The organism is Stenotrophomonas sp. 22385 (assembly GCF_052045085.1).
Classification (GTDB): Bacteria; Pseudomonadota; Gammaproteobacteria; order Xanthomonadales; family Xanthomonadaceae; genus Stenotrophomonas.
In genome coordinates this window covers 329,785-353,115 of record NZ_JBQEOG010000003.1, presented here as the reverse complement: position 1 = coordinate 353,115, position 23,331 = coordinate 329,785, and the positions used below count along the sequence as shown (strand labels likewise).

General features: G+C 66.5%; 15 protein-coding genes. 5 read left to right on the top strand and 10 right to left on the bottom strand.

Features of this window, described 5'->3' with window-relative positions; genetic code table 11:
• Positions 1–52 precede the first annotated feature (52 nt).
• From acnB to ACTJI4_RS08230, 3 genes are all read right to left on the bottom strand, one after another.
• The gene (gene acnB, locus ACTJI4_RS08240; protein ID WP_440869010.1) at positions 53–2,638 is read right to left on the bottom strand and encodes a bifunctional aconitate hydratase 2/2-methylisocitrate dehydratase; all 2,586 of its coding nucleotides are present in this window, start codon (positions 2,636–2,638) and stop codon (positions 53–55) included.
• A gap of 62 nt (positions 2,639–2,700) precedes the next feature.
• A complete protein-coding gene (locus ACTJI4_RS08235; RefSeq protein ID WP_392917601.1) occupies positions 2,701–3,099 on the bottom strand; it encodes a type II toxin-antitoxin system VapC family toxin in 399 nt (132 codons plus the stop codon).
• Between the two features lie 6 nt (positions 3,100–3,105).
• On the bottom strand, positions 3,106–3,330 hold the full coding sequence (locus tag ACTJI4_RS08230) for an AbrB/MazE/SpoVT family DNA-binding domain-containing protein (protein ID WP_392917162.1): 225 nt from the start codon (positions 3,328–3,330) through the stop codon (positions 3,106–3,108).
• 212 nt (positions 3,331–3,542) lie between these two features.
• On the opposite strand from ACTJI4_RS08230, the gene ACTJI4_RS08225 reads away from it, so the two are divergent.
• The 4 genes from ACTJI4_RS08225 (at position 3,543) to ACTJI4_RS08210 (ending at position 10,185) form a co-directional block, all read left to right on the top strand.
• On the top strand, positions 3,543–4,178 hold the full coding sequence (locus tag ACTJI4_RS08225; RefSeq protein ID WP_440869009.1) for a hypothetical protein: 636 nt from the start codon (positions 3,543–3,545) through the stop codon (positions 4,176–4,178).
• 229 nt (positions 4,179–4,407) lie between these two features.
• Positions 4,408–7,161: an aconitate hydratase AcnA gene (acnA, locus tag ACTJI4_RS08220; RefSeq protein ID WP_440869008.1), complete on the top strand. Its 2,754-nt coding sequence runs from the start codon at positions 4,408–4,410 to the stop codon at positions 7,159–7,161.
• 165 nt (positions 7,162–7,326) lie between these two features.
• Positions 7,327–9,003, top strand: a complete 1,677-nt coding sequence (locus ACTJI4_RS08215; RefSeq protein ID WP_440869007.1) for a long-chain fatty acid--CoA ligase — start codon at positions 7,327–7,329, stop codon at positions 9,001–9,003.
• A gap of 312 nt (positions 9,004–9,315) precedes the next feature.
• Entirely contained in the window at positions 9,316–10,185 is an 870-nt protein-coding gene (locus ACTJI4_RS08210; RefSeq protein WP_392917150.1) for a crotonase/enoyl-CoA hydratase family protein, read from the top strand.
• Positions 10,186–10,244: 59 nt separating this feature from the next.
• Here ACTJI4_RS08210 and ACTJI4_RS08205 read toward each other — a convergent pair whose 3' ends face one another.
• From ACTJI4_RS08205 to ACTJI4_RS08180, 6 genes are all read right to left on the bottom strand, one after another.
• The gene (locus ACTJI4_RS08205; RefSeq protein ID WP_440869006.1) at positions 10,245–12,458 is read right to left on the bottom strand and encodes a response regulator; all 2,214 of its coding nucleotides are present in this window, start codon (positions 12,456–12,458) and stop codon (positions 10,245–10,247) included.
• 1 nt (position 12,459) lies between these two features.
• Entirely contained in the window at positions 12,460–13,599 is a 1,140-nt protein-coding gene (locus tag ACTJI4_RS08200; RefSeq protein ID WP_392917144.1) for an HD domain-containing phosphohydrolase, read from the bottom strand.
• Between the two features lie 138 nt (positions 13,600–13,737).
• Complete coding sequence (gene lysS, locus ACTJI4_RS08195; protein WP_392917141.1) at positions 13,738–15,255, bottom strand: lysine--tRNA ligase; 1,518 nt, start codon at positions 15,253–15,255, stop codon at positions 13,738–13,740.
• A 93-nt stretch (positions 15,256–15,348) separates the two neighbouring features.
• Positions 15,349–16,474, bottom strand: a protein-coding gene (gene prfB, locus ACTJI4_RS08190) for a peptide chain release factor 2 (RefSeq protein WP_392917598.1) whose coding sequence is annotated in 2 segments (ribosomal slippage) — positions 15,349–16,398 and positions 16,400–16,474 — 1,125 coding nt in all. Because the reading frame shifts where the segments join, the coding sequence is not laid out codon by codon here.
• Between the two features lie 55 nt (positions 16,475–16,529).
• On the bottom strand, positions 16,530–17,441 hold the full coding sequence (locus ACTJI4_RS08185; RefSeq protein ID WP_440869005.1) for a LytTR family DNA-binding domain-containing protein: 912 nt from the start codon (positions 17,439–17,441) through the stop codon (positions 16,530–16,532).
• Positions 17,442–17,486: 45 nt separating this feature from the next.
• Positions 17,487–20,408 carry a VIT domain-containing protein gene (locus ACTJI4_RS08180; RefSeq protein WP_440869004.1) on the bottom strand — a complete coding sequence of 974 codons (2,922 nt, stop codon included), beginning with the start codon at positions 20,406–20,408 and terminating at the stop codon, positions 17,487–17,489.
• A gap of 124 nt (positions 20,409–20,532) precedes the next feature.
• On the opposite strand from ACTJI4_RS08180, the gene ACTJI4_RS08175 reads away from it, so the two are divergent.
• The gene (locus ACTJI4_RS08175) at positions 20,533–21,576 is read left to right on the top strand and encodes a DUF1176 domain-containing protein (RefSeq protein ID WP_440869003.1); all 1,044 of its coding nucleotides are present in this window, start codon (positions 20,533–20,535) and stop codon (positions 21,574–21,576) included.
• A gap of 19 nt (positions 21,577–21,595) precedes the next feature.
• Here ACTJI4_RS08175 and recJ read toward each other — a convergent pair whose 3' ends face one another.
• Entirely contained in the window at positions 21,596–23,260 is a 1,665-nt protein-coding gene (gene recJ, locus ACTJI4_RS08170) for a single-stranded-DNA-specific exonuclease RecJ (RefSeq protein ID WP_440869046.1), read from the bottom strand.
• Positions 23,261–23,331 lie beyond the last annotated feature (71 nt).

The following is a 23,331-nucleotide window of genomic DNA, read 5'->3' as shown; positions in this document are numbered from 1 at the left end:
AAACCCCCGGCTCTCACCGGGGGTTTTCGTTCAACACATCAGCCGATCAGGCTCAGGCGGCAACCGTCTTGGCCACGTCCTGGTAGTCCTCGATCTGGTCGAAGTTCATGTAGCGGTAGATGTCCTTGCTGCTGGCATCCAGCACGCCGATGTCGGCCATGTACTCTTCCTTGGTCGGGATGCGACCCAGGCGCGAGCAGATCGCGGCCAGCTCGGCCGAACCCAGGTACACGTTGGAGTTGCGGCCCAGGCGGTTCGGGAAGTTGCGGGTCGAGGTCGAGAACACCGTCGCGCCCTCGCGCACCTGTGCCTGGTTGCCCATGCACAGCGAGCAGCCCGGCATTTCCATGCGGGCACCGGCGGTGCCGAAGGTGCCGTAGTGGCCTTCCTTGGTCAGCTCCGAGGCATCCATCTTGGTCGGCGGGGCCACCCACAGCTTGGTCGGGATGTCGCGCTTGCCTTCCAGCAGCTTCGCAGCCGCACGGAAGTGGCCGATGTTGGTCATGCACGAACCGATGAAGACTTCATCGATGGCTGCACCGGCCACGTCCGACAGCGTCTTGACGTCGTCCGGATCGTTCGGGCACGCCACGATCGGCTCGTGGATGTCGGCCAGGTCGATCTCGATGACGGCGGCGTATTCGGCGTCGGCATCCGGCTGCAGCAGCTCCGGGTTGGCCAGCCAGGCTTCCATCTTCTCGATGCGGCGCGCCAGCGAACGGGCGTCCTGGTAACCCTCGGCGATCATCCACTTCAGCAGCGTGATGTTGCTGGTAAGGTACTCGATGATCGGTTCCTTGTTCAGGTGCACCGAGCAACCGGCGGCCGAACGTTCGGCCGAGGCATCGGACAGTTCGAACGCCTGCTCGACCTTCAGGTCCGGCAGGCCTTCGATTTCCAGGATGCGGCCGGAGAAGATGTTCTTCTTGCCGGCCTTGGCCACGGTCAGCAGGCCGGACTTGATCGCGTACAGCGGAATGGCGTTGACCAGGTCACGCAGGGTCACGCCCGGCTGCATCGTGCCCTTGAAGCGCACGAGCACCGATTCGGGCATGTCCAGCGGCATCACGCCGGTGGCTGCCGCGAAGGCCACCAGGCCGGAGCCGGCCGGGAACGAAATGCCCACCGGGAAACGGGTGTGCGAATCGCCGCCGGTGCCGACGGTGTCGGGCAGCAGCATGCGGTTGAGCCAGCTGTGGATCACGCCATCGCCCGGACGCAGCGACACGCCGCCACGGGTGGAAATGAATTCCGGCAGCGTGTGGTGGGTCTTGACGTCCACCGGCTTCGGGTACGCCGCGGTGTGGCAGAACGACTGCATCACCAGGTCGGCCGAGAAGCCCAGGCAGGCCAGGTCCTTCAGCTCGTCGCGGGTCATCGGGCCGGTGGTGTCCTGCGAGCCGACCGAGGTCATCTTGGGTTCGCAGTAGGTGCCCGGGCGCATGCCCTGGCCTTCCGGCAGGCCACAGGCGCGGCCAACCATCTTCTGCGCCAGCGAGAAGCCCTTGCCGGTATCCGGCGGGTCCATCGGCAGGCGGAACAGGTCGGTCGGGGCCAGGCCCAGCGCTTCGCGTGCCTTGGCGGTCAGGCCGCGGCCGATGATCAGCGGAATGCGGCCACCGGCGCGCACTTCGTCGAACAGCACGTCGGACTTGACCTGGAACTCGGCAATGACCTGGCCGTCCTTCAGCGCCTTGCCGTCGTAGGGACGCAGCTCGACCACGTCACCCATGTTCATCTGCGACACGTCCAGCTCGATCGGCAGCGCGCCGGCGTCTTCCATGGTGTTGTAGAAGATCGGAGCGATCTTCGACCCCAGGCACACGCCACCGAAACGCTTGTTCGGAATGAACGGAATGTCTTCGCCGGTGAACCACAGCACCGAGTTGGTGGCCGACTTGCGGCTCGAACCGGTACCGACCACGTCGCCCACGTAAGCCACCAGGTGGCCCTTTTCCTTCAGCGATTCAATGAACTTGACCGGGCCGCGCTTGCCGTCTTCTTCCGGCTCGATGCCATCGCGCTTGTTCTTGAGCATCGCCAAGGCGTGCAGCGGGATGTCCGGGCGGGTGGTCGCATCCGGGGCCGGCGACAGGTCGTCGGTGTTGGTTTCGCCGGTCACCTTGAGCACGGTGATGGTCAGGCTCTGCGGCACTTCCGGGCGGCTGGTGAACCACTCGGCATCGGCCCAGCTCTGCAGCACGCCCTGGGCGTTTGCGTTGCCGGCCTTGGCCTTTTCCTGCACGTCGTGGAACGCATCGAACACCAGCAGCGTGTTCTTCAGCGCGGTGGCGGCGATCGCGCCGACCACGGCGTCGTCCAGCAGCTGCACCAGCGGCGCGACGTTGTAGCCGCCCAGCATGGTGCCCAGCAGTTCGGTGGCGCGCTCGCGCGAGATCAGCGCGTTGGTTTCGCTGCCGAAGGCAATGGCGGCCAGGTACGAAGCCTTGACCTTGGCGGCGTCATCAACGCCGGCCGGCACGCGGTGGGTGAGCAGGTCGAGCAGGAACCCGGCCTCGCCTGCCGGCGGGTTCTTCAGCAGTTCGATGACGTCGGCCGTCTGCTGGGCGTTCAGCGGCAGCGGCGGGATGCCAAGCGCGGCGCGCTCGGCTACGTGGTGGCGATAGGCTTCCAACATGACAACTCCCGGGAAATTCTTTGAAAAAAACTTCGGTTGAATACGGCGGTTGAGTAACGGGCTCAGGCGTGCGGCACGATCAGCTTCAGGCCCTTGAAGTAGTCGCGGTAAAATGTGTCGTTCCAGGTGATCAGGCCGTCGCACTGCAGCAGCGCGTGCGCGCCGACCATGAATTCGTCGATGCTTCGGCCACTGGCGCCGCGCTGGCGGTGGCGGCGGTGCATTTCACCGGCCCGCAAGGCCGACTTGGCCTCCAGCGCATTGAAATGGACACCCATTTCCTCCAGCGCCTCCAGTACCTCGGCGCCGCCCCGCAGCGAAGCGCAGATCTCGGCCAGCGTCGCGCCGCACACCACCACCCGCCCGCCAACCAGGCTCTGGCGCAGGCAGGCCTCCACGGCATCGGCCTGCGGGCCGTTGCTCAGCAGTTCGACCAGGACCGGCGAATCCACGGCGATCATCACGGTTTACCCCTCGTCGCGCACCGCGCGGACGGCGGCCCCGGACGAATCAAATCCGTCCAGTGCGAACTTGCCGCGGGCACGTGAAATGGCGTCATCGACGCTCTTGCGAAGGATGATCCGGCTGCCGTCCAGTTCGACTTTGAGCTGGGTTCCCTTGGTGAGGCCCAGTGCGTCCCGAACCGCCTTGGGCAGGGTGATCTGGCCGCGTTCGGCGACGGTGGCTTCCATGGAGTAGGTCCGGCTTGGTATGTACGAATTATACATACTTTGCATTCCATACCGCCAGTGCGGGCCCCCTGGTCCGGCTGAACGGAACGATGCGGTACGCCGGCCGTGGAGGATGTGCCAGGCCTTCGCAGCGCCCTAACAAAAAACAGGCAAGGATGGGCGCGCAGGTCGAACGATGACGGGGGTCACCGTTTTACGTTCTGGAGAACGTCATGACCATCCAAGCGTCCCACTACGATCACATCGGCATGGCCTTGGAGCCGCCCGCACTGTATGTTCCGCCGCGCCTCCACGGCAGCAACATTGCGCGCCTTCATACCGTCCTTCCGCTTCCCGAAGGGGCGGAACTTGACTGCCTGCTCAACGGCAGCCCAGAAGCGGTGGAAGGGCTCAGCCTGTTCCATTATCCGCCGTCAACCGGGGTATATGTCGACCACCGGTTCCTGGAACATTACCCGGGCCCATGGCCAGCGATAGTGGAAGTCCGTTATCTGAAGAACGGCCGGCCGGCAGATCTGGTCCGGCTGCCACTGTTGAACACGCTGACGGCTGTACCGACCCATCTGCGCGTGTACGTGTCCGGCAGCCCGGTCCAGGTCCCACCGGAGGGCCATGTCGCGGTACTGCAGACCAACCCCTACCTGTACAACGCGGACGGGGTACCTCTTCCGTTCGGGTACGGCACCGCCATCGAACTGCTCGATCCGCATCCGGGCATCGAACATTACGACAACACCTTCACCATCACCCACAGCGCGGTTCCCGGCCATTACAGGGTCCGGATCACAACCCAGTGGTCATTGGAGCAGACGGTAAGCCTCACCGTGCTGGCCAGCGCGTCGCTTTGAGGACCCCTGTACTGGGGGCGTTTATCCGGATGTACAGGCCGCAAGGCCAGCACTGACGCGAAAACTACATGCGAATGTATAACCTTGCGTTCTGGGCCTGCGGCGCTGCGGCCCGCCCGGCATCGGCCATACTGGTGGCCTGCCCGGCCGGGCACAGCGCCCGCCGGCCATCGCAAGCGGGCCTGGAAACGGGCCACTGCAAGCCATCCGCAAGAGGAGTCACCCCCGCATGAGCGATTCGTTCTCCACCCGCAGCCAGCTGGACGTCGGCGGCACCACCTACGACTATTTCAGCCTGCCCAGGCTCGGACAGCAGTTCGACATCTCCCACCTGCCCTATTCGATGAAGATCCTGCTGGAGAACCTGCTCCGGCATGAGGATGGCGGGGTCACCGTCGGCAAGGATCACATCGAAGCGGTGGCGCGCTGGGATCCCAAGGCCGAGCCGGACATCGAAATCGCCTTCATGCCTGCGCGTGTGGTCCTGCAGGACTTCACCGGCGTGCCGTGCGTGGTCGACCTGGCTGCGATGCGCGATGCGGTGGTCAAGCTGGGCGGCCGCCCAGAGCAGATCAACCCGCAGATTCCCTCCGAACTGGTCATCGACCACTCGGTGCAGGTGGATGTGTTCGGCACCCCTGACGCGCTGGACCTCAACGGCAAGATCGAATTCCAGCGCAACCAGGAACGCTATGGCTTCCTGCGCTGGGGCCAGAAGGCGTTCGACAATTTCAAGGTGGTGCCGCCCAACACCGGCATCGTCCACCAGGTAAACCTGGAGAACCTGGCACGGGTGGTGATGACCGCCGAAAAGGGCGGCAGGCAGGTCGCCTACCCGGACACCGTGTTTGGCACCGACAGCCACACGACCATGATCAATGGCATCGGCGTGCTGGGCTGGGGCGTGGGTGGCATCGAGGCCGAGGCGGCCATGCTCGGCCAGCCCTCGTCGATGCTGATCCCGCAGGTCGTCGGCTTCAAGCTCACCGGGCGCCTGCCTGAAGGCGCCACCGCCACCGATCTGGTGCTCACCGTTACCCAGATGCTGCGCAAGCACGGGGTGGTGGGCAAGTTCGTGGAGTTCTTCGGCGAAGGCCTGCAGCACCTGCCCCTGGCCGACCGCGCCACCATCGGCAACATGGCCCCCGAATACGGCGCCACCTGCGGCATCTTCCCGATCGACAACGAATCGCTGAACTACCTGCGGCTGTCCGGCCGCAGCGAGGAGCAGATCGCGCTGGTCGAAGCCTACGCCAAGGCCCAGGGCCTGTGGCACGACGCCAACACCGCCCACGCCAGCTACAGCGCCACGCTGGAACTGGACATGGGCGAGGTCAAGCCCTCGCTGGCCGGCCCCAAGCGCCCGCAGGACCGCGTGCTGCTGGAAGACGTCAAGCAGAACTACCGCGACAACCTCGGCGGGCTGACCACCAACCGCGACAAGCGCAACGAAGAGGTCTCCACGTTCGTCAACGAAGGCGGCGGCGCGGCGGTCGGCAATGAGCAGCTGGCCAAGGGCTATGCCGATGTCGAGCATGACGGCACCCGCTACCGGCTCAAGGACGGCGCGGTGGTCATCGCCGCCATCACCTCCTGCACCAACACCTCCAACCCGGCGGTGATGATCGGCGCCGGCCTGCTGGCACGCAATGCCGCGGCCAAGGGGCTGGACCGCAAGCCGTGGGTGAAGACCTCGCTCGGCCCGGGCTCGCGCGTGGTCACCGACTACCTTGAGAAGGCCGGTGTGCTCAGCGAGCTGGAAAAAGTGGGGTTCTATGTGGTCGGCTATGGCTGCACCACCTGCATCGGCAATTCCGGCCCGTTGCCTACCGAAGTCAGCGCCGCCATCGCCAGCGGCGACCTGGTGGTCACCTCGGTGCTGTCGGGCAACCGCAACTTCGAGGGCCGCGTGCACCCCGAAGTGAAGATGAACTACCTCGCCAGCCCCCCGCTGGTGGTCGCCTACGCGATCGCCGGTACCACCGACATCGACCTCACCACCGAGCCGCTCGGTACCGGCAGCGATGGGCAGCCCGTATACCTGCGTGACATCTGGCCGAGCAACAAGGAAATCGGCGATGTCATCGCCGCCACCATCGGCCCGGAGATGTTCAAGCAGAACTACGCCGACGTGTTCAAGGGCGACAGCCGCTGGAACACCATCCAGTCGCCCGATGGCGACCTGTACGAGTGGGATGGCAGCTCCACCTACATCAAGAACCCGCCGTACTTCGATGGCATGACCATGCAGGTCGGCCATATCGAGGACGTGCACGGGGCGCGGGTAATGGGCCTGTTCGGCGACTCGATCACCACCGACCACATCTCACCGGCCGGCAACATCAAGAAGGACTCGCCGGCGGGCCGCTTCCTGCAGGAGCGCGGCGTGCAGCCGGCCGACTTCAACAGCTACGGCAGCCGCCGCGGCAACGACGACGTGATGGTGCGCGGTACCTTTGCCAACATCCGCATCAAGAACCTGATGTTCGGCGGCGAGGAAGGCGGCAATACCCTGTACTTCCCGAAGGCGGGCGGCGAGCCGCAGAAGCTGGCCATCTACGATGCGGCCATGAAGTACAAGGCCGAAGGCGTGCCGCTGGTGGTGTTCGCGGGCAAGGAATACGGCACCGGCTCCTCGCGCGACTGGGCGGCCAAGGGCACCAACCTGCTGGGCGTGAAGGCCGTGATGGCCGAGAGCTTCGAGCGCATCCACCGCTCCAACCTGGTTGGCATGGGCGTGCTGCCGCTGCAGTTCCAGGCCGGCGAGAACGCCCAGAGCCTGGGCCTGGACGGCTCGGAAACGGTGGACATCACCGGCCTGGCCGATGGCGCCAGCAAGACCGCCACAGTGACCGCCACCAAGGCCGACGGCACCGCAACGAGCTTCCAGGCCCACGTGATGCTGTTGACCCCGAAGGAAGTGGAGTACTTCAAGCACGGCGGCCTTCTCCAGTACGTCCTGCGCCAGCTGGCAGCCCGCTGAGCCGGCCCCTGCCCCTCCCCCGCGCAGGGGGCGTATCGACGCCCCCTGCACGCGATGTTCACAGGTTCTTCGCGTTTTCCATTCGGACCGGTATGCTGCCGGGGACCGAAACGACGGATACTGTCCGTCGGCATCACACCATCAACGTTTCCTGGAGGGGGAATAATGAGTCTGGAACGTCCCTGGCTGCAGAGCTATCCCGACGGCGTACCCGCCGAAATCGACGTCAACGAGTTCCATTCGGTATCAGCCGTATTCGATGCGTCGGTGGCCAAGTTCCGCGACCGTCCCGCCTACTCCAGCTTCGGCAAGGTCCTCACCTACGGTGAAACCGATGCCCTGGTCGAGCAGTTCGCCGCCTATCTGCTGGGTGAGCTGAAGCTCAAGAAGGGCGACCGCGTCGCCCTGATGATGCCCAACTGCCTGCAGTATCCGGTGGCCACCTTTGGTGTGCTGCGCGCCGGCCTGACGGTGGTCAACGTCAACCCGCTGTACACCGCCCGCGAGCTCAAGCACCAGCTGGTCGATTCCGCCGCCGCCGTACTGGTGGTGGTCGACAACTTCGGCGACACCGTGCAGCAGGTCATCGCGGACACGCCGATCAGGCAGGTCATCACCACCGGCCTGGGCGACATGCTCGGCCTGAAGGGCGTGGTGGTGAACTTCGTGCTGAAGTACATCAAGAAGATGGTGCCCAACTACACCCTGCGCGGCGCGGTCCGCTTCAACCAGGCACTGAAGCTGGGCAGCGGCCACACTCTGCCGAAGGTGGAGCTGGACCACGACGACGTGGCCTTCCTGCAGTACACCGGCGGTACCACCGGGGTTGCCAAGGGTGCCATGCTGACCAACCGCAACCTGGTGGCGAACATGCAGCAGGCGTCGGCGTGGATTTCCGCGTCGGGCATCGAGATGGGCAAGGAGTGGATCATCACCGCCCTGCCGCTGTACCACATCTTCGCGCTGACGGCGAACGGGCTGGTTTTCATGAAGTTCGGTGGCTGCAACCACCTGATCACCAACCCGCGTGACATGAAGGGCTTCGTGAAGGAGCTCAAGGCCACCCGCTTCACCGCCATCACCGGCGTCAACACCCTGTTCAACGGTCTGCTCAACACCCCCGGCTTCGACGAGGTCGATTTCTCCTCGCTGAAGGTCACCCTGGGTGGCGGCATGGCGGTGCAGCGTGCCGTGGCCGAGCGCTGGAAAAAGACCACCGGGGTGACTCTGGTCGAAGCCTACGGCCTGACCGAGACCTCGCCCGCAGCCTGCATCAACCCGCTCAACCTGGCCGAGTACAACGGCGCGATCGGACTGCCGATCCCGTCCACCGACGCCTGCGTGAAGGATGACAACGGCGTCACCCTGGCCCCCGGCGACGTGGGCGAGCTGTGCATCCGCGGCCCGCAGGTGATGAAGGGTTACTGGCAACGCCCGGAAGAGACCGCCAAGGCGATCGATGCCGATGGCTGGCTGCACACCGGCGACATGGCACGCATGGACGAACACGGCTTCTTCTACATCGTGGACCGCAAGAAGGACATGATTCTGGTGTCCGGCTTCAACGTGTACCCGAACGAAGTCGAAGACGTCATCGCAATGATGCCCGGCGTACTCGAAGTGGCCGCAGTAGGCGTGCCGGATGAAAAGTCCGGCGAAGTGGTCAAGGTAGTCATCGTCAAGAAGGACCCGAACCTGACCGCCGAAATGGTCAAGGAACATGCCCGCGCCAACCTGACCGGCTACAAGCACCCGCGAATCGTCGAGTTCCGCAAGGAACTGCCGAAGACCAACGTGGGCAAGATCCTGCGGCGCGAGCTGCGCGACACGCCCGCCGCGTAAGTAGAAAGGCCACCGCAGGAATTGAACGCCCGCACGGCATCGCCTGCGGGCGTTTTCTTGTCCGCAGATTCGTCCCATTCCTAAGCCGGCCCATTAACTTGCGCGCCGCCGGCGCAGCGCGATGCGAATCACTCGATTCCCTTGCGGCATAAGGCTGAACGAGATTCTGGCCGGCATTTCGGGCTGCCGTGGACATTATCAATGGCATTTGCATTCCGGCCCGGGTCGGCGGTGTAGGATCGCGGCGTGTGGACCCGTCCGGCCTGCCGCCCACCGTCCTCCCTGCAGGCCAACCCCGCCGAGGTAATCCCCATGCAATCCATCGAAAAGCTTCCGTATTCCCGCGGCTATGCGACCATCCGCACCGAATCGACCCCGGACGACGCCGCCCACTGGCTGTTCATGCACGCCGATGCCGCCACCGGCATCCGTCCCTGCTGCCGCAAGGACATGCTCGATGAAATGTGGAGCGTGATGAGCCAGATCACGCTGTCCCCGGCCGAGCGCAACAGCGGCCGGCTGCGCCACTTCGTGCTGGCCTCCGATGCCACCGCCTACAACCTGGGCGGCGACCTTGCGCTGTTTGCCCAACTGATCCGGGAAGGCAACCGCGACCGCCTGCTCGCCTATGCACAACGCTGCGTGGAAGGGGTGCACCACCTGCACACCGGCTTCGGTGGCGACGTGCGGTCGATCGCGCTGATCCAGGGCGATGCATTGGGCGGCGGTCTGGAAATGGCGCTGGCCTGCCACACCATCATCGCCGAGGAAGGCTGCGGCATGGGCCTGCCCGAAGTACTGTTCGGGCTGTTCCCGGGCATGGGCGCTTACTCGTTCCTGTGCCGCCGCGTGGCTCCGCAGCTGGCCGAGAAGATCATCCTGGACGGACGCGTCTACTCGTCCGAAGAGATGCATGCCATGGGCGTGGTCGACGTGCTGGTGCCGAAGGGCCAGGGCGTCAAGGCCGCCGAGGACCTGATCCGCCAGCAGCAGCGCACCCCGCGAACCTACCTGGCAATGAACGCCGCACGCAACCTGGCCCAGGCGGTGGGCTATGACGAACTGCTGGAAATCACCCGGATCTGGGTGGATTCGGCACTGGCCCTGGAAGACAAGTCGCTGCGCACCATGGATCGGTTGATCAAGGCGCAGACCCGTCGTGCCCAGTCCGATGCGGCGTAACTGCGCCATTGCAAGCAGGGGGTTCCAGTAAAAAAGCCCGGTAGGAGCCGGGCTTTTTTTCAGCGCATGTCGATGCCGCCGTCATCCGTGGATGAGGCACCCGGGCGCCTGCGCTCTTCAAGCGCCTGCCTGCCTTCCTTCACCGCCGTGCGGATCAGCTTCATCCGCTCGCACCATTCGCTCTTGAGCTGCCAGTCGGCCATGTGCATCACCTCGCCGGCACGGTAAGCCACCCGCACCAGACCCAGGTTGCTGGCCACACCCTTGATGGCGTGCGCCTGCTCACGCAGGTGTACCCAGTCGCCGCGTTCGCCCGCTTCCATGGCCACGCCCACGCACTGGGTAGCGTCGGCCAGGCACTGGCGGATGAACTCCTGTTCGAAGCCCTCGCCCATCCCCAGCGCGGCCAGTTCATCGAGCACGCCGGTATCAAGCACACCCACTGCCACCGGCGTGGATGGCACCACAGCGGTGCGTGCCTTCAGGCCGTCGTTGGCGGCGATCTCGGCCAGCGTGTCCAGCAGCTTCACCGGCACGACCGGCTTGCCGAAGAAGGTGTGCGCGCCGGCCTGGGTGCACTGCTGGATGGATTCGGGGGTGACATCGGCGCTGAGCACCAGCACCGGGGTACGCGGCGCGCCCCCGGCCTGCAGCACGCGAAGCTCCTTGAGCATGTCCAGCCCGCTCATGCCCGGCATGTGCAGATCTACGATGGCCACGTCGTAGTCGCTCTCGGCCATCGCATCGAGCACCGCTTCGCCGCCGTTGACGCAGACCACCTTGTGGCCGGCCTTCTGCAGCAGCCGCTGCAGCACCAGCCGGTTCGCCTGGTGGTCGTCGGCCACCAGCACCTTCATGCTGCGCACCCGTGCCCGGTGGCGCAGGAACGGGTCGGCGAAAGCGATTACATTGTCCTGCGCACCCTGCGGGCCGTTGCCGAGGACGGCCGGGGTGAACTCGCCGGCCACCACCGGGGGCAATGCGAAGGGCAGTTCGAACCAGAAGCAGCTGCCCTGCGGCGGGTTTTCGGCATAGCCGATCTGGCCACCCATGGCTTCCACCAGCCCGCGTGAGATCGAGGTGCCCAGCCCGCTGCCCTCGTGGCGACGCCCCAGGCTGACATCGGCCTGCTCAAACGCCTGGAACAGGCGCGCACGCATTTCCGGGCCCACGCCCATGCCGGTATCGAGGATGTCGAAGCGCAGGCGAACCTGGCCATGGGCCTCCTCACCTGCCGGTGAGACGCGAATTTCGACCCTGCCGTGCTCGGTGAACTTGACTGCGTTGCCCGCCAGGTTGAGCAGGATCTGGCGCAGGTGGCCCAGGTCACCACGCAGCAGGCGCGGTACGCCGGAGGCCACCTTGACCTGGTAGTCGAGCCGCTTCAAGCGTGCCTGCGGCATCAGGATCAGGCCGATCGACTGCACCACGTCGTCCAGCGAGAAGTCCTCGGCCACCACCCGCAGCTTGCCCGCTTCGATGGCCGAGATGTCGAGCACCTCTTCCACCAGCGCCAGCAGACTGCGCGAAGACGCCTGGATCGTGTTGACGCACTCACGCTGCTCTTCATCCAGCGTGGTGGTGGCCAGCACCTCGGTCATGCCCGACAGGCCATTGAGCGGAGTGCGGAATTCGTGGCTCATGTTGGCCAGGAAGCGGCTCTTGGCCTCGCTGGCGCGGCGCGCCTCGTCCATGGCGTGGGTGAGCTGGCGCAGCAGGCTGGCGAAATACAGCGGCACCGCCGCCAGGCCCAGCCACAGGCCGAAGCCCAGCCGCGCATTGGCCTGCCAGTAACCGGTAGCCAGCACGGTCACGCCGAAGCTGACCAGCGCCATCCCCACGGCGGCGTACAGGTACTTGTTGCCGTAGCGCATGCCGTTGCCGACCGTGACCCACATCACCACGATGTAGACCCACGCCAGCGGCTCGCCCATCTGCACCATGCCCGCGGCGATCAGCCCGTAGTCGGCCAGCATGCCGGCCACCCGGCGCGGATCGGAGCGCTGCGGGCGTGCCAGCAGCCACGAGAACAGCAGCACCGACAACGCCAGACCGGTCAGCACGATGCCCAGCACCACCTGGTACTGATGGTGTGGCAGGTCGTTGCGCACGCCGGGCATGAGCACATACGCAAGAATCAGCACGATCAGCACGATGCGCACGATCGCCTGGCCGTGTTCGCTGTCGGGACGATTACCGAGCTGGCGCCTCAGCAGCGCAAGGCCAGGGAGCGCACCGAGCCGCTGCTTCAGAGCCTGGAACGGACTGTGCATGTCACATCCCCGGGCGGGAAGACGCAGTCGAATGCTGCGCGCAGATATCGTCGAGCTGCTGCCTGCCGCGCAGCAGCGCATCCACGCAGCGCGGGTCGAACAGGCGCCCGCGTTGTGCGTACAGGTAGGCCAGGGTGGCTTCCATCGTCCATGCTTCCTTGTATGGTCGCGGCGAGATCAGGGCATCAAAGACATCGGCCACCGCCACGATCCGCGCTTCCAGCGGGATCGCGTCGCCGACCAGGCCGTCGGGATACCCGCTGCCGTCGTAACGTTCGTGGTGGCGCAACGCGATCAGCGCGCCCACCTGGATGAACCGGTTCTGGCTGCCACTGAGCAGTTCGTAACCAATGCGCGGGTGCCGGCGCATGATGGCCAGCTCCTCGTCGTTGAGTTTGCCCTGCTTGAGCAGCACGGCATCGGGAATGGCGATCTTGCCCATGTCGTGCAGCGGCGCGGCCATCTCGATGAGTCTGACCTCTTCTTCCGGCAGGCCGAGCTGTTCGGCGATCAGCCCGGCCACGTGCGCCATGCGCTCGAGGTAGGCACTCGTCCCAGCATCACGGAACTCGATCGCGCGGGCCAGCCGCGAAAGCGTCTCGCGCTCGCGTTCTTCGACCTCGTGCATGCTGGCCAGCAGCCGCTGTTCGAGCGACAGCGCGCGTTGCTTCACGTTTTCCGACTGCTGGCGCAGCTGCAGCAGGTTGTAGCAGCGCGCGCGCAGCTCGCGCGGGCGGATCGGCTTGACCAGAAAATCGATGACGCCCGCTTCAAGCGCGGCCTGGCGGATCGGCTCGTCGCCGACCACGGTGATCAGGATCACCGGAATGTCGCGGTGCTTGGGCAGGCGGCGGAAGCGGCGGGCAAATTCCAGGCCATCCATCTCCGGCATGCGGTAATCAAGCAGCAGCAGGTCCACCCCGTGCGATTCGCACCAGGCCAGCGCGGTGAGCGGGTCGCCGAAATCATGCACGCTCAATTCCGGCGCGATATCTTCGATGACATGCCGCAGCATGGTGCGCGCGGACGTTTGATCGTCAACGATGACAATATTCAAGGCTGCTTCCGTCGTCTTCCTGGACCACACTGGAACATGCTGCGGTAAGGATACTCCGCCGCTCTGTACACCGGCACCTTGCATTGGGACCACCTCCGCTCATGATTCCCCGGCCACCGCACCCATAGGGCGCATCAATGGGCCACGCGGAAACCATACTCGTCCGGCCATCGCAGGGGAACCCGCCCGGACGGCCCGGCACGGGCCATCCGGACCTGCGTCTCAGTTTTCGGGTCGCATATACGGGAACAGCAGCACGTCACGGATCGAGCTGCTGCCGGTCAGCAGCATTACCAGGCGATCGATGCCGATGCCCAGACCGCCAGTCGGGGCCATACCGTACTCCAGCGCACGGATGTAATCGGCGTCGTAATGCATGGCTTCGTCATCGCCCCCTTCCTTGGCCGTCACCTGGGCCTGGAAGCGGGCCGCCTGGTCTTCCGGGTCGTTCAGCTCGGAGAACCCGTTGGCCAGCTCCTTGCCATTGATGAACAGCTCGAAGCGGTCGGTGTAGCCGGGCTGGTCGTCGTTGGCGCGGGCCAGCGGGGAGACCTCGACCGGGTGATCGGTGATGAAGGTCGGCTGCACCAGGGTGTGCTCGACGGTGGCTTCAAAGATCTCCAGCAGCAGCTTGCCCCAGCCGTAGGACGGCTTGACCCGGATCTTCAGGCGCTCGCAATGGCGCAGCAGCGCCTCGCGGTCGGTGCAGTCCGCTTCGCTGATTTCCGGGTTGTGGTGGCGCACTGCCTCGTCCATGCGCCAGCGGCGGAACGCCGGGGCCAGGTCGATGGTGGCGCCGTCCCACTCCACCGTGGTGGTGCCCAGCACCGTGCTGGCCACGTCACGGATCACGCCTTCGGTCAGGTCCATCACTTCGTTGTACGTGGCGTAGGCCTCGTACAGTTCCATCATGGTGAATTCCGGGTTGTGCCGGGTGCTGACGCCTTCGTTGCGGAAGTTGCGGTTGATCTCGTAGACGCGCTCCAGCCCACCCACGACCAGGCGCTTGAGGTACAGCTCCGGGGCCACGCGCAGGTACAGGTCCAGGTCCAGCGCGTTGTGGTGGGTGGTGAACGGCTTGGCCGTGGCACCGCCGGGGATGTAATGCATCATCGGCGTTTCGACTTCCAGGAAGTCGCGGTTGTCCAGCCAAGCGCGCATGGCGCGGATGATGCGAGAGCGCTTGATGAACACCTCGCGCGACTCCGGGGTCACGATCAGGTCCACATAGCGCTGGCGGTAGCGCTGTTCGACGTCGGCCAGGCCGTGCCACTTGTCCGGCAGCGGGCGCAGCGACTTGGTCAGCAGGCGGATGCCGGTGGCCTTGACCGACAGTTCGCCGGTCCTGGTCCGGGTCAGCCCGCCTTCGACCGCGATGATGTCGCCCACGTCCCAGCCCTTGAAGGCGGTGTACGCGTCACCCAACGCATTGCCCTGCAGGAACAGCTGGATGCGGCCGGATTCGTCCTGGATCTGGGCGAAGCTGGCCTTGCCCATCACCCGCTTGGCCATCAGGCGGCCGGCCATCTTCACCTGGCGGTCGGTAGCTTCCAGCGCTTCGGCGGTCCACTGTTCGGCGTCGGAAAATTCATCCTGCAACTTGCCGGCGAAATCCTCACGACGGAAATCGTTCGGGTAGGCAATGCCCTGCCCGCGCAGCGCGGTCAGTTTCGCGCGGCGCTCGGCGATGAGGCTGTTCTCGTCGACGGGAGGCTGCGGCGCGGGGATCTGATCGTTCATGGCGTGGGTCTATGTCTGGGGGATATGGACAGGATGACGAAACCCGGGCGTGCCGGGGTGGAGCGGATCGGGCCGCACGTGGCGGCCCGACCGTCAGGCGTCGAGGCGTTTGGAGCCGGCTTCCAGGCCCGACTTGAGGCTGGCCTCGACGAATTCGTCGAGGTCACCGTCGAGCACCTTCTGCGTATCGGAGCGTTCGATGCCGGTGCGCAGGTCCTTGATGCGGCTCTGGTCGAGCACGTAGTTGCGGATCTGGCTGCCCCAGCCGATGTCGGACTTGGTGGCTTCCACCGCGTCGCGCTCGGCGTTGCGCTTCTGGATTTCAAGCTCGTACAGCTTGGCGGCCAGCATCTTCATCGCGTTGTCGCGGTTCTGGTGCTGGCTGCGGCCGGTCTGGCAGGCCACGACCGTATTGGTCGGGATGTGGGTGATTCGCACCGCCGATTCGGTCTTGTTGACGTGCTGGCCGCCGGCGCCGGACGAACGGTACACGTCGGTACGCAGGTCGGCCGGGTTGATGTCGATTTCAATGTTGTTGTCGACTTCCGGCGACACGAACACCGAGGTGAAGCTGGTGTGGCGGCGGTTGTCCGAATCGAACGGCGATTTGCGTACCAGGCGGTGCACGCCGGTTTCGGTCTTCAGCCAGCCGTAGGCATAGTCGCCTTCCACGCGGAGCGTGGCCGACTTGATGCCGGCCACATCGCCACCGGACACTTCCATCAGTTCGGTCTTCCAGCCGCGCGATTCGCACCAGCGCAGGTACATGCGCAGCAGGATTTCGGCCCAGTCCTGGGCTTCGGTACCACCGGCACCGGCCTGGATGTCGACGAATGCCGGGGCATTGTCCATCTTGCCGGAGAACATGCGCTGGAATTCCAGCTGTTCCACGTGCTTCTGGTACTTGTCCAGGTCGGCGACCACGGCCAGGGCAGTGTCTTCGTCCTGCTCGCTTTCCGCCAGTTCCAGCAGTTCGCCGGATTCGGCAAGGCCATCAAGGATGGAGGCGATGCCGCCCACGGTCTTTTCCAGGCTGGAACGCTCGCGGCCCAGGGTCTGGGCATATTCGGCGTTGTTCCAGATATCGGGGTTTTCCAGTTCCCGGGTTACTTCTTCCAGACGCTCTTTCTTGGCGTCGTAGTCAAAGATACCCCCTGAGCGAGAGCACGCGATCGGTGAGATCGGTGATTCGCTGGCGCACGGGATTGAGCTCGATCATATCGGCGGTAATGAAGGCTTGGGACAAGACCGGAATTGTAGCCCAGAGCGCTTGTTCATGTTGCTGTCGACGTCGCGGCGGGCTCCGTCGGTGCTGGCCCCTGCCCCAGCGCGGCGCGCAGCACCGGCAGCTGGCGGCGGCTGCATGGCAGCGCGCTGCCGTCCTTCAGATGGGCCCTGGCCTCCCCGCTGTCCAACGGCTCGATGGACACCAGAAAGCCCAGGTTGAGCACGTAGCTGCGGTGGATCCGCACGAACCGGGCCGGGTCCAGCTTGGCCTCCAGCGCCGCCATCGTGCTGCGCAGCGGATACTCATGGCCGCGAACGTGCAGGTTCATGTAGTTGCCTGCGGCCTGGGCGTACTCGATGTCGGCGGTGGCCACCAGGAAATCCCGGCCGAGCTTGCGCACCAGGAAACGCTGCGGCCGCTCGACCGGCTCCTCCGGCGGGGCATCGTCGGGCGCAGCCAGCAGGTGGGCCTCACCCTGCCGGCGGCGGCCGAACCAGCTGAAGAAATGCTCCAGCGCCACGAAGCTGAAGAACGCGCGCACGTCCTTGAGGTATTCGTACAGGAGCCGGGTGGGCCACGCCGAGCCGTCCACGTAGTGCTCGCCCACGCTGGCGTAGGCCAGGTGGCGCAGCAGCATCATCCCGGCCACGTGCAGCAGCGACCAGCCCACGCTGGCCAGCAGGTACAGCGGCAGCCGGCGCTTCCAGGTATCGGCATGCAGTGGCCAGCGCTGGCAGCCCCACCACAGCAGCGGCAGGGTCAGCAGGATCATGCCGGCGCTGCTCAGCTCCCAGGTCAACGGTTCCCACAGCGCCAGCGCCTCGCCCCGGCGCTGGGCGTCCATCACCTCGACAACGGCATTGGCCACTGCACTGCCGAACAGGATGGCGGCCCACGCCAGCAGGCGGCTGGCGGGCCGCCAGCGTGGGGAACTGCGGTGGGGTACGTTCGGTTCCATGCATCGGGCGCCGGAGAGTCGGCGCCCGATTCTACGGCCTGACGCTCAGCGCACGTCGAACTCGCCCACCAGCACGGTGTCCGTGCTGTCCTTCAGGCGCATCGTCACCTGCTGGTCCTGCTGGCGCCGGGTGCCCCAGTGGGTACTCAGGCGCAGGGTCAGCGTGGTGGCCCCGGTCACCAGCTGCTGGCGGCTGCCGAAGTAGTTCGCCTCCACCTTGTAGCGGCCGGGCTTGGCCTGGCGCAGCGAGAACTGCTCCGGGCCATAGCCGCCGGTGAAGTCGCGCGACATCTGCCCTCCCTGGAAGGTGAGCCGGTTGCCGTAGTAGGCGCGCTCGCCGTTGGGGTCGGTCACCCACAGGTCCATGTCGCTGTTGTCACTGTCCCAGCTGAGCACCACGCGAAGGTCCAGCGGCATCGGACGACGCAGGCGCGGGTCCACCGCGCGTGCGTCCACCCCGGTGCGCGCCACCAGCGTGGTCAGCTCGTCCAGTGCGATCAGCGAAATTCCGTCGAAACGGTCGTCCCACGGCCGCTCCACCACCTCGTTGAACGCGGCCAGCGCCGCCTGCGGCTGGTTGTCGGCTTCCAGCGCCAGGGCCAGGTCGCGGAAGCTCTGCGGCTCTTCCTCGCCCAGCGCCAGCACGTCACGGAACACCGGTACCGCCAACGCCGGCGACTTGGCCTGCATCAGGCGGTAGCCCAGCACGCGCAGCACGTGGCGGTTCTCCAGCTGCATTTCGGCCAGGTTGGACAGCACCCGCAGCGCCAGGTCGCGCTGGCCGTGGGCGAAGAGGATATCGGCCACGTCCAGATAGAAGGCACTGCTGTCGGCATGCTGTCCGCGTTCCTGCAGGTACAGCGCGTACACCGCCTCCGGGCGTGCCGCGCGCAACCGGCGTGCGTAGGCCGAGTCCGGTGCCCAGGCGCCGACGGTGATGCGCAGCGCGCCCTGGTTTGCCCTGCCATCCGCATCGGCACCGGCATCGGCTTCCACCGCCGCTTCGGCCTGCGTGCGCCGTGCGCCGGTCAGCACCACGCGGTCCAGCGTGGTGGGCGCGGCCTCCGCCCGCTGGCGCTGTGCGCTTTCGGCGGCCAGCATCATCGCCGGCGCGGGCGGAGCCGGGGCGGCAGCGGGCATCGGCGCCATCACCTGCTTGCTCGATGCGGCCGGCGGAGGAGAGCCCTTCGGCCAGGCCCGGTTCCACCACTGTTCGCGTTCGGCGAACTGCAGGGCCAACTTGTCCAGGCGTGCACGGCGGGCGCTGGCCTCGTCATCCAGCTTCACCGCGTGCAGCCGGTCGTACGCCTGCCGCAGCGGTGCAGCCGGGCGGATGCCATAGCGCAGGTAGTCGTCCAGCGTTTCCAGCACCAGCAGCGAGGTATCGGCCCCGACCAGGCCAAAGCGCAGCGACAGCGCCTGGATCTGACCCTGGTTGCCCACGGGGTCTGCGGCCAGCTCCCGGCGCCGTGCGTCGGCCCAGGCGTGGGCAACCAGCGTCCCGGCGGTATCGCGCGCCTGCGCCAGTGGCACCGTCAGCGTCTGCCGGGTACCGCCTGCCGCCGGCACCTGCACCCGCAGCGCGCCATTGGCGTGCTGCATGCGCGCCAACACGCGCACCCGGCCTTCGTCCGCTCGGTCGGCATCCACGATCAGGTCGCTCAGTCCATCGCCTTCGGCCTGCACGTAGCCCGGGTTGTCGCGCAGCAGGCGGGCGGCCATGGACGCCACATCCAGGCTGCCGTTCAACACCAGCAACTGCCCGTTCCCCGCACGCGTCCACGCACGCAGCCGGTCACTGTCGGTGCGCGCACCGGCGCCACTGAGCGCATACAGGCGCTGGTTCGCGCGCAATACAGGGCGCTCACGCTTGCCGTAGTTGGCCAGCCCGTCGCTGACCAGCAGGTACTCGTCGATATCGGGCTGCGCGGTCCAGTTGCCCAGCGCACTGGCGCCGTCGTAGGGCACGGCCTCCAGGTACCGGCGCAACGCGCTCCAATCGCCCTTGCGGATCGCGAAGCGGCGGGGCGGCTCGGCGCGATCGCGCAGCACGGTCAGCTGTACCTCGCCATTGCCGATGGCGGCGAAGTAACGCTCAAGCACGGCCAGTTCCGCGGCAGTGTCGCGATTGCGGGCCGAGCCGGACGCATCCCACAGCAATCCGACGCGATGCGGCAAGGTGCGTTCGCGGGTCTGCACCGGCACAGGCACCTGCACCATCACATAGTGGTCGCCATCGAAGTCGCCCCGCACCGCATCCAGCCCGCGCGGCAGCGGCAGCATCCAGCCCAGTTGATCCGGCAACTGCGTGCCGCTGCCCTGCCACCGGGCGCGCCAGGCGCCGTCGCGCAGTGCCAGGGCCAGCGTCGGCGGCCCGTGCGTCACCGGTACGCCGGTGGCGACCGCGTCCAGCCGCAGCTGTACCGACCTGGCCTGGCCCAGGAACTGCAGCGGCAGCGTCCAGCGCAGGCCCTCCCTGCCCGCCGGCAGGGCCTCGCGCACGGTCAGCGCGACCCGGCGCGTGCCCAGCGGTGGAATGGGGTAGATGCGCAGGCGGAACTGATTGCCGGCGGTCTGCTCCAGCAGGCCCGGGTCAACCCGGCGGCGCTCGATGGCTTCGAACACCTGCCGTCCCTGCGCCTTGGGCACGGGCACCGCATCGCGCAGCACCCCGTCGATATCCAGCGCGAACGCGGTCACCTGCTGGCCCTCGGCCAGCGGAATCTCCAGCGCGCCCTCCAGCACGCGCCGGTTCGGGTTGCGGAACACCAGTTCGATGCGGGTTTCAGCCAGACCCGCCGCCACATGGCTGTCGATGCACGCCTGTTCCAGCTCCACCGGCTGTTCCGCGCCGGCCACCTTCAGCAGCGGTTCGACCCCGCGCTGCGCCGCCGCCGACGGCATGCCCGCACCCGCACCCACCCACAGCAACACTCCCAACCCGATACGGCGCAGCACGCTTTCCATGTAACGCTCCTGATCCGATGACGACAGGTTGAACGCACCAGGACAGGAAACGGGGTTGGACAGCACGCCCCCCGCTGGTCCACGATCTCTCCCCCATGGAATGTTGTCGAAGAAGGATGTCCGCATGCGCCTGTCGCTGATCCCCCTGCTGCTTGCCGGCCTGCTCCCGGCCGCACACGCCGCACCAACCGGGGCGATCACGCCCGGCGTGGCCTTCAGCCATGAGGACTGGACCCTGGCCTGCGACAACACCCGAACCTGCCGCGCCGCCGGTTACCAGAACGAAGACACCGGCGGCGACCCGGTCTCCGTGCTGCTTACCCGGCGTGGCGGGCCGGACCAGCCGATCGGGGCCGAGCTGATGCTGGGCGAGTACGAGGAAAGCGACCTGCCGGCCACGGTCACCCTGCGCATCAACGGCACCGCGCTGGGCACCGTGGCGGACAACACCCGCTTCTCACCGGCGCAGGTGACCGCACTGCTCAAGGCGCTGGTGAAAGACAGCAGCATCGAGCTGATCGGCGACAACGGACGCCAGTGGACCCTGTCGGACCGCGGCGCATCGGCTGTACTGCTGAAGATGGACGAGTTCCAGGGCCGGCTCGGCACGCCGGGCGCGATCCTGCGCAAAGGCAGCCGCGCCGAAGCCAGCGTGCCGCCCTCGCTGCCCGTACCGGTGGTGACCCTGCCACGGCGCGTGGCGACGCGCCCGGCCGACGCAGCCCTGGCCAACGCGCCGGCACTTCGCGCCGCGCTTGCCGCAGCGACTTCGCAGGACGACTGCGAATCACTGCACCCCAGCGAGGGCACTTATGCGGACGAAGGCCCCCAGCCGATCGAGGTCAAGCGCCTGGACAACCGCCGGCTGCTGGTGTCCATGACCTGCTGGCGCGGCGCCTACAACGCGGGCAGCGGCTACTGGGTGGTCAACGACCACATGCCCTACCAGCCTGCTTACATCACCAACCTGGGCGTGGACGACGACGCGCTGACCATTTCGTCCTCGCACAAGGGCCGCGGACTGGGTGACTGCTGGTCCAGCGCCAGCTGGGCATGGACCGGCACCGCTTACGTCAAGACATCAGACAGCACCACCGGCCTGTGCCGGCTGGTCGCCGCAGGCGGTGCCTGGGACCTGCCGACACTGGTGACGAAGGTCCAGCCATAGCGCCAGGCGCTGCCCTGCCCTATGCGTCGGCGCAGTGCTCGACGATCAGCTGGATCGCACCGCCGCCCCGGTAGTCGTCGCTGACCAGGCGATAGGCGATGTGGACGTTGTTGGCCGGCGCGTTGCCGCGCCAGCCGCTGAAATGGATGGCGTTGATCGGCTCGGCACGGCCGGGCACGCGCAGGCTGAGCTTGAGGTGTTTTTCCTTCAGCACCTGCCAGCGCGCCACCTGGAAATGGCCATCGAACAGCGGTTCCGGGAAGCCCTGCCCCCACGGACCGGCCAGGCGCAGCGCTTCGGCATGCTGGAAATCCAGCTCGGCCGGGGCCAGTTCGCCGTCACTCAACAGCAGCTGCTGCAGCGCGGCCGGATCCATGCTCGCTTGAACCACAGCCACGAAGGCTTGCTGGAATTCCTGCAGCCGCGCATGTGGAAGGCTCAGGCCGGCGGCCATCGCGTGACCACCGAACCGGTCGATCAACCCCGGGTGGGCTGCGTTCACCAGCGCCAGCGCGTCACGGATGTGGAAGCCGGCAATCGAGCGCGCCGAACCGCGCAGAGAATCGCTGCCCGGTTCCGAGGGAGCAAATGCAATCACGGGCCGGTGCAGGCGATCCTTCATCTTCGACGCCACCAGGCCCACCACGCCCGGGTGCCATTCGGCGTCGAACAGACAGGCCGCAATCGGGCGCTCACCTTCGGCGGCCAGCGCCGCACGGGATACCGCAAGCTCAGCATCGTCGGTCATCACCTGCTGCACGGCACGGCGCTCGGCATTGATCTGCTCCAGCGTCTGGGCGATCTCCCGCGCCTGGCGGCGATCTTCGGTGAGCAGCAGTTCGATGCCCAGGGCCATGTCTTCCAGCCGGCCCGCCGCGTTCAGCCGTGGGCCAAGCGCGAACCCGATATCGGTGGCAGTGAGTCGCGCCGCATCGCGGCCACTGGCTTCAATAAGGGCCTGCAGGCCCACGCAGCCGTGGCCGGCGCGCAGCCGGCGAAGTCCAGCCGACACCAGCGCCCGGTTGTTCGCATCCAGCGCGACCAGGTCGGCCACGGTGCCGACCGCGACGAGGTCCAGCAGGGTCAGCAGGTCCGGTTCGGCACCCGTGGCAAACGCCCCCTGCACGCGCAGGTGCCGGCGCAGTGCCATCAACACATAGAAAATCACGCCGACCCCGGCCAGCGCCTTGCTCGGGAAGGCATCACCGTTGATGTTGGGATCCACGATGGCATCGGCCGGCGGAAGCTGTTCGCCCGGCAGGTGGTGGTCGGTGACCAGCACCTTCCAACCGAGCGCCTTGGCTGCGGTCACGCCGGCATGGCAGGCAATGCCGTGGTCGACCGTCACCAGCAGCCCGGGCTGCAGCGGGGCGAGCTCGGCCACCAGCGAGGGCGACAGGCCGTAGCCGTGCAGCATGCGGTTGGGCACCGCATGGACCACATCACGCGCGCCGAGCATGCGCAGGCCGCGCACGCCGACCGCACAGGCGGTGGCGCCATCGCAATCGAAATCACCTACGACAAGAATGCGCTCATCGGCCGCGATCGCCGCTGCCAGCAGGTCTACCGCGGCCTGCATGCTGCCCATCAGTTCAGGCGCGTGCAGCTGGGCCAGCTTGGGCTGCGCCTGCGCCGCATCGGTGACCCCGCGCGCCGCGTACAGGCGCTGCAGCAGCGGCAGCATGTCGCCCGGCCAGTCGCCGAGGGCAGCAACAGGACGGCGTTGGATCTGGAGGGCATCAGCAGAGGTCAAAA

Bases quoted from the DNA above. Each gene is read 5' to 3' on its own strand.
- acnA (WP_440869008.1), top strand. From the start codon at position 4,408: ATGAGCGATTCGTTCTCCACCCGCAGCCAGCTGGACGTCGGCGGCACC.
- recJ (WP_440869046.1), bottom strand. From the start codon at position 23,260: ATGCTGCCGCTGCTGCAGCGCCTGTACGCGGCGCGCGGGGTCACCGAT.
- ACTJI4_RS08200 (WP_392917144.1), bottom strand. From the start codon at position 13,599: ATGCAAGGTGCCGGTGTACAGAGCGGCGGAGTATCCTTACCGCAGCAT.
- ACTJI4_RS08205 (WP_440869006.1), bottom strand. From the start codon at position 12,458: ATGCACAGTCCGTTCCAGGCTCTGAAGCAGCGGCTCGGTGCGCTCCCT.
- acnB (WP_440869010.1), bottom strand. From the start codon at position 2,638: ATGTTGGAAGCCTATCGCCACCACGTAGCCGAGCGCGCCGCGCTTGGC.
- ACTJI4_RS08235 (WP_392917601.1), bottom strand. From the start codon at position 3,099: ATGATCGCCGTGGATTCGCCGGTCCTGGTCGAACTGCTGAGCAACGGC.
- ACTJI4_RS08230 (WP_392917162.1), bottom strand. From the start codon at position 3,330: ATGGAAGCCACCGTCGCCGAACGCGGCCAGATCACCCTGCCCAAGGCG.
- ACTJI4_RS08225 (WP_440869009.1), top strand. From the start codon at position 3,543: ATGACCATCCAAGCGTCCCACTACGATCACATCGGCATGGCCTTGGAG.
- lysS (WP_392917141.1), bottom strand. From the start codon at position 15,255: ATGAACGATCAGATCCCCGCGCCGCAGCCTCCCGTCGACGAGAACAGC.
- ACTJI4_RS08215 (WP_440869007.1), top strand. From the start codon at position 7,327: ATGAGTCTGGAACGTCCCTGGCTGCAGAGCTATCCCGACGGCGTACCC.
- ACTJI4_RS08175 (WP_440869003.1), top strand. From the start codon at position 20,533: ATGCGCCTGTCGCTGATCCCCCTGCTGCTTGCCGGCCTGCTCCCGGCC.
- ACTJI4_RS08185 (WP_440869005.1), bottom strand. From the start codon at position 17,441: ATGGAACCGAACGTACCCCACCGCAGTTCCCCACGCTGGCGGCCCGCC.
- ACTJI4_RS08210 (WP_392917150.1), top strand. From the start codon at position 9,316: ATGCAATCCATCGAAAAGCTTCCGTATTCCCGCGGCTATGCGACCATC.
- ACTJI4_RS08180 (WP_440869004.1), bottom strand. From the start codon at position 20,408: ATGGAAAGCGTGCTGCGCCGTATCGGGTTGGGAGTGTTGCTGTGGGTG.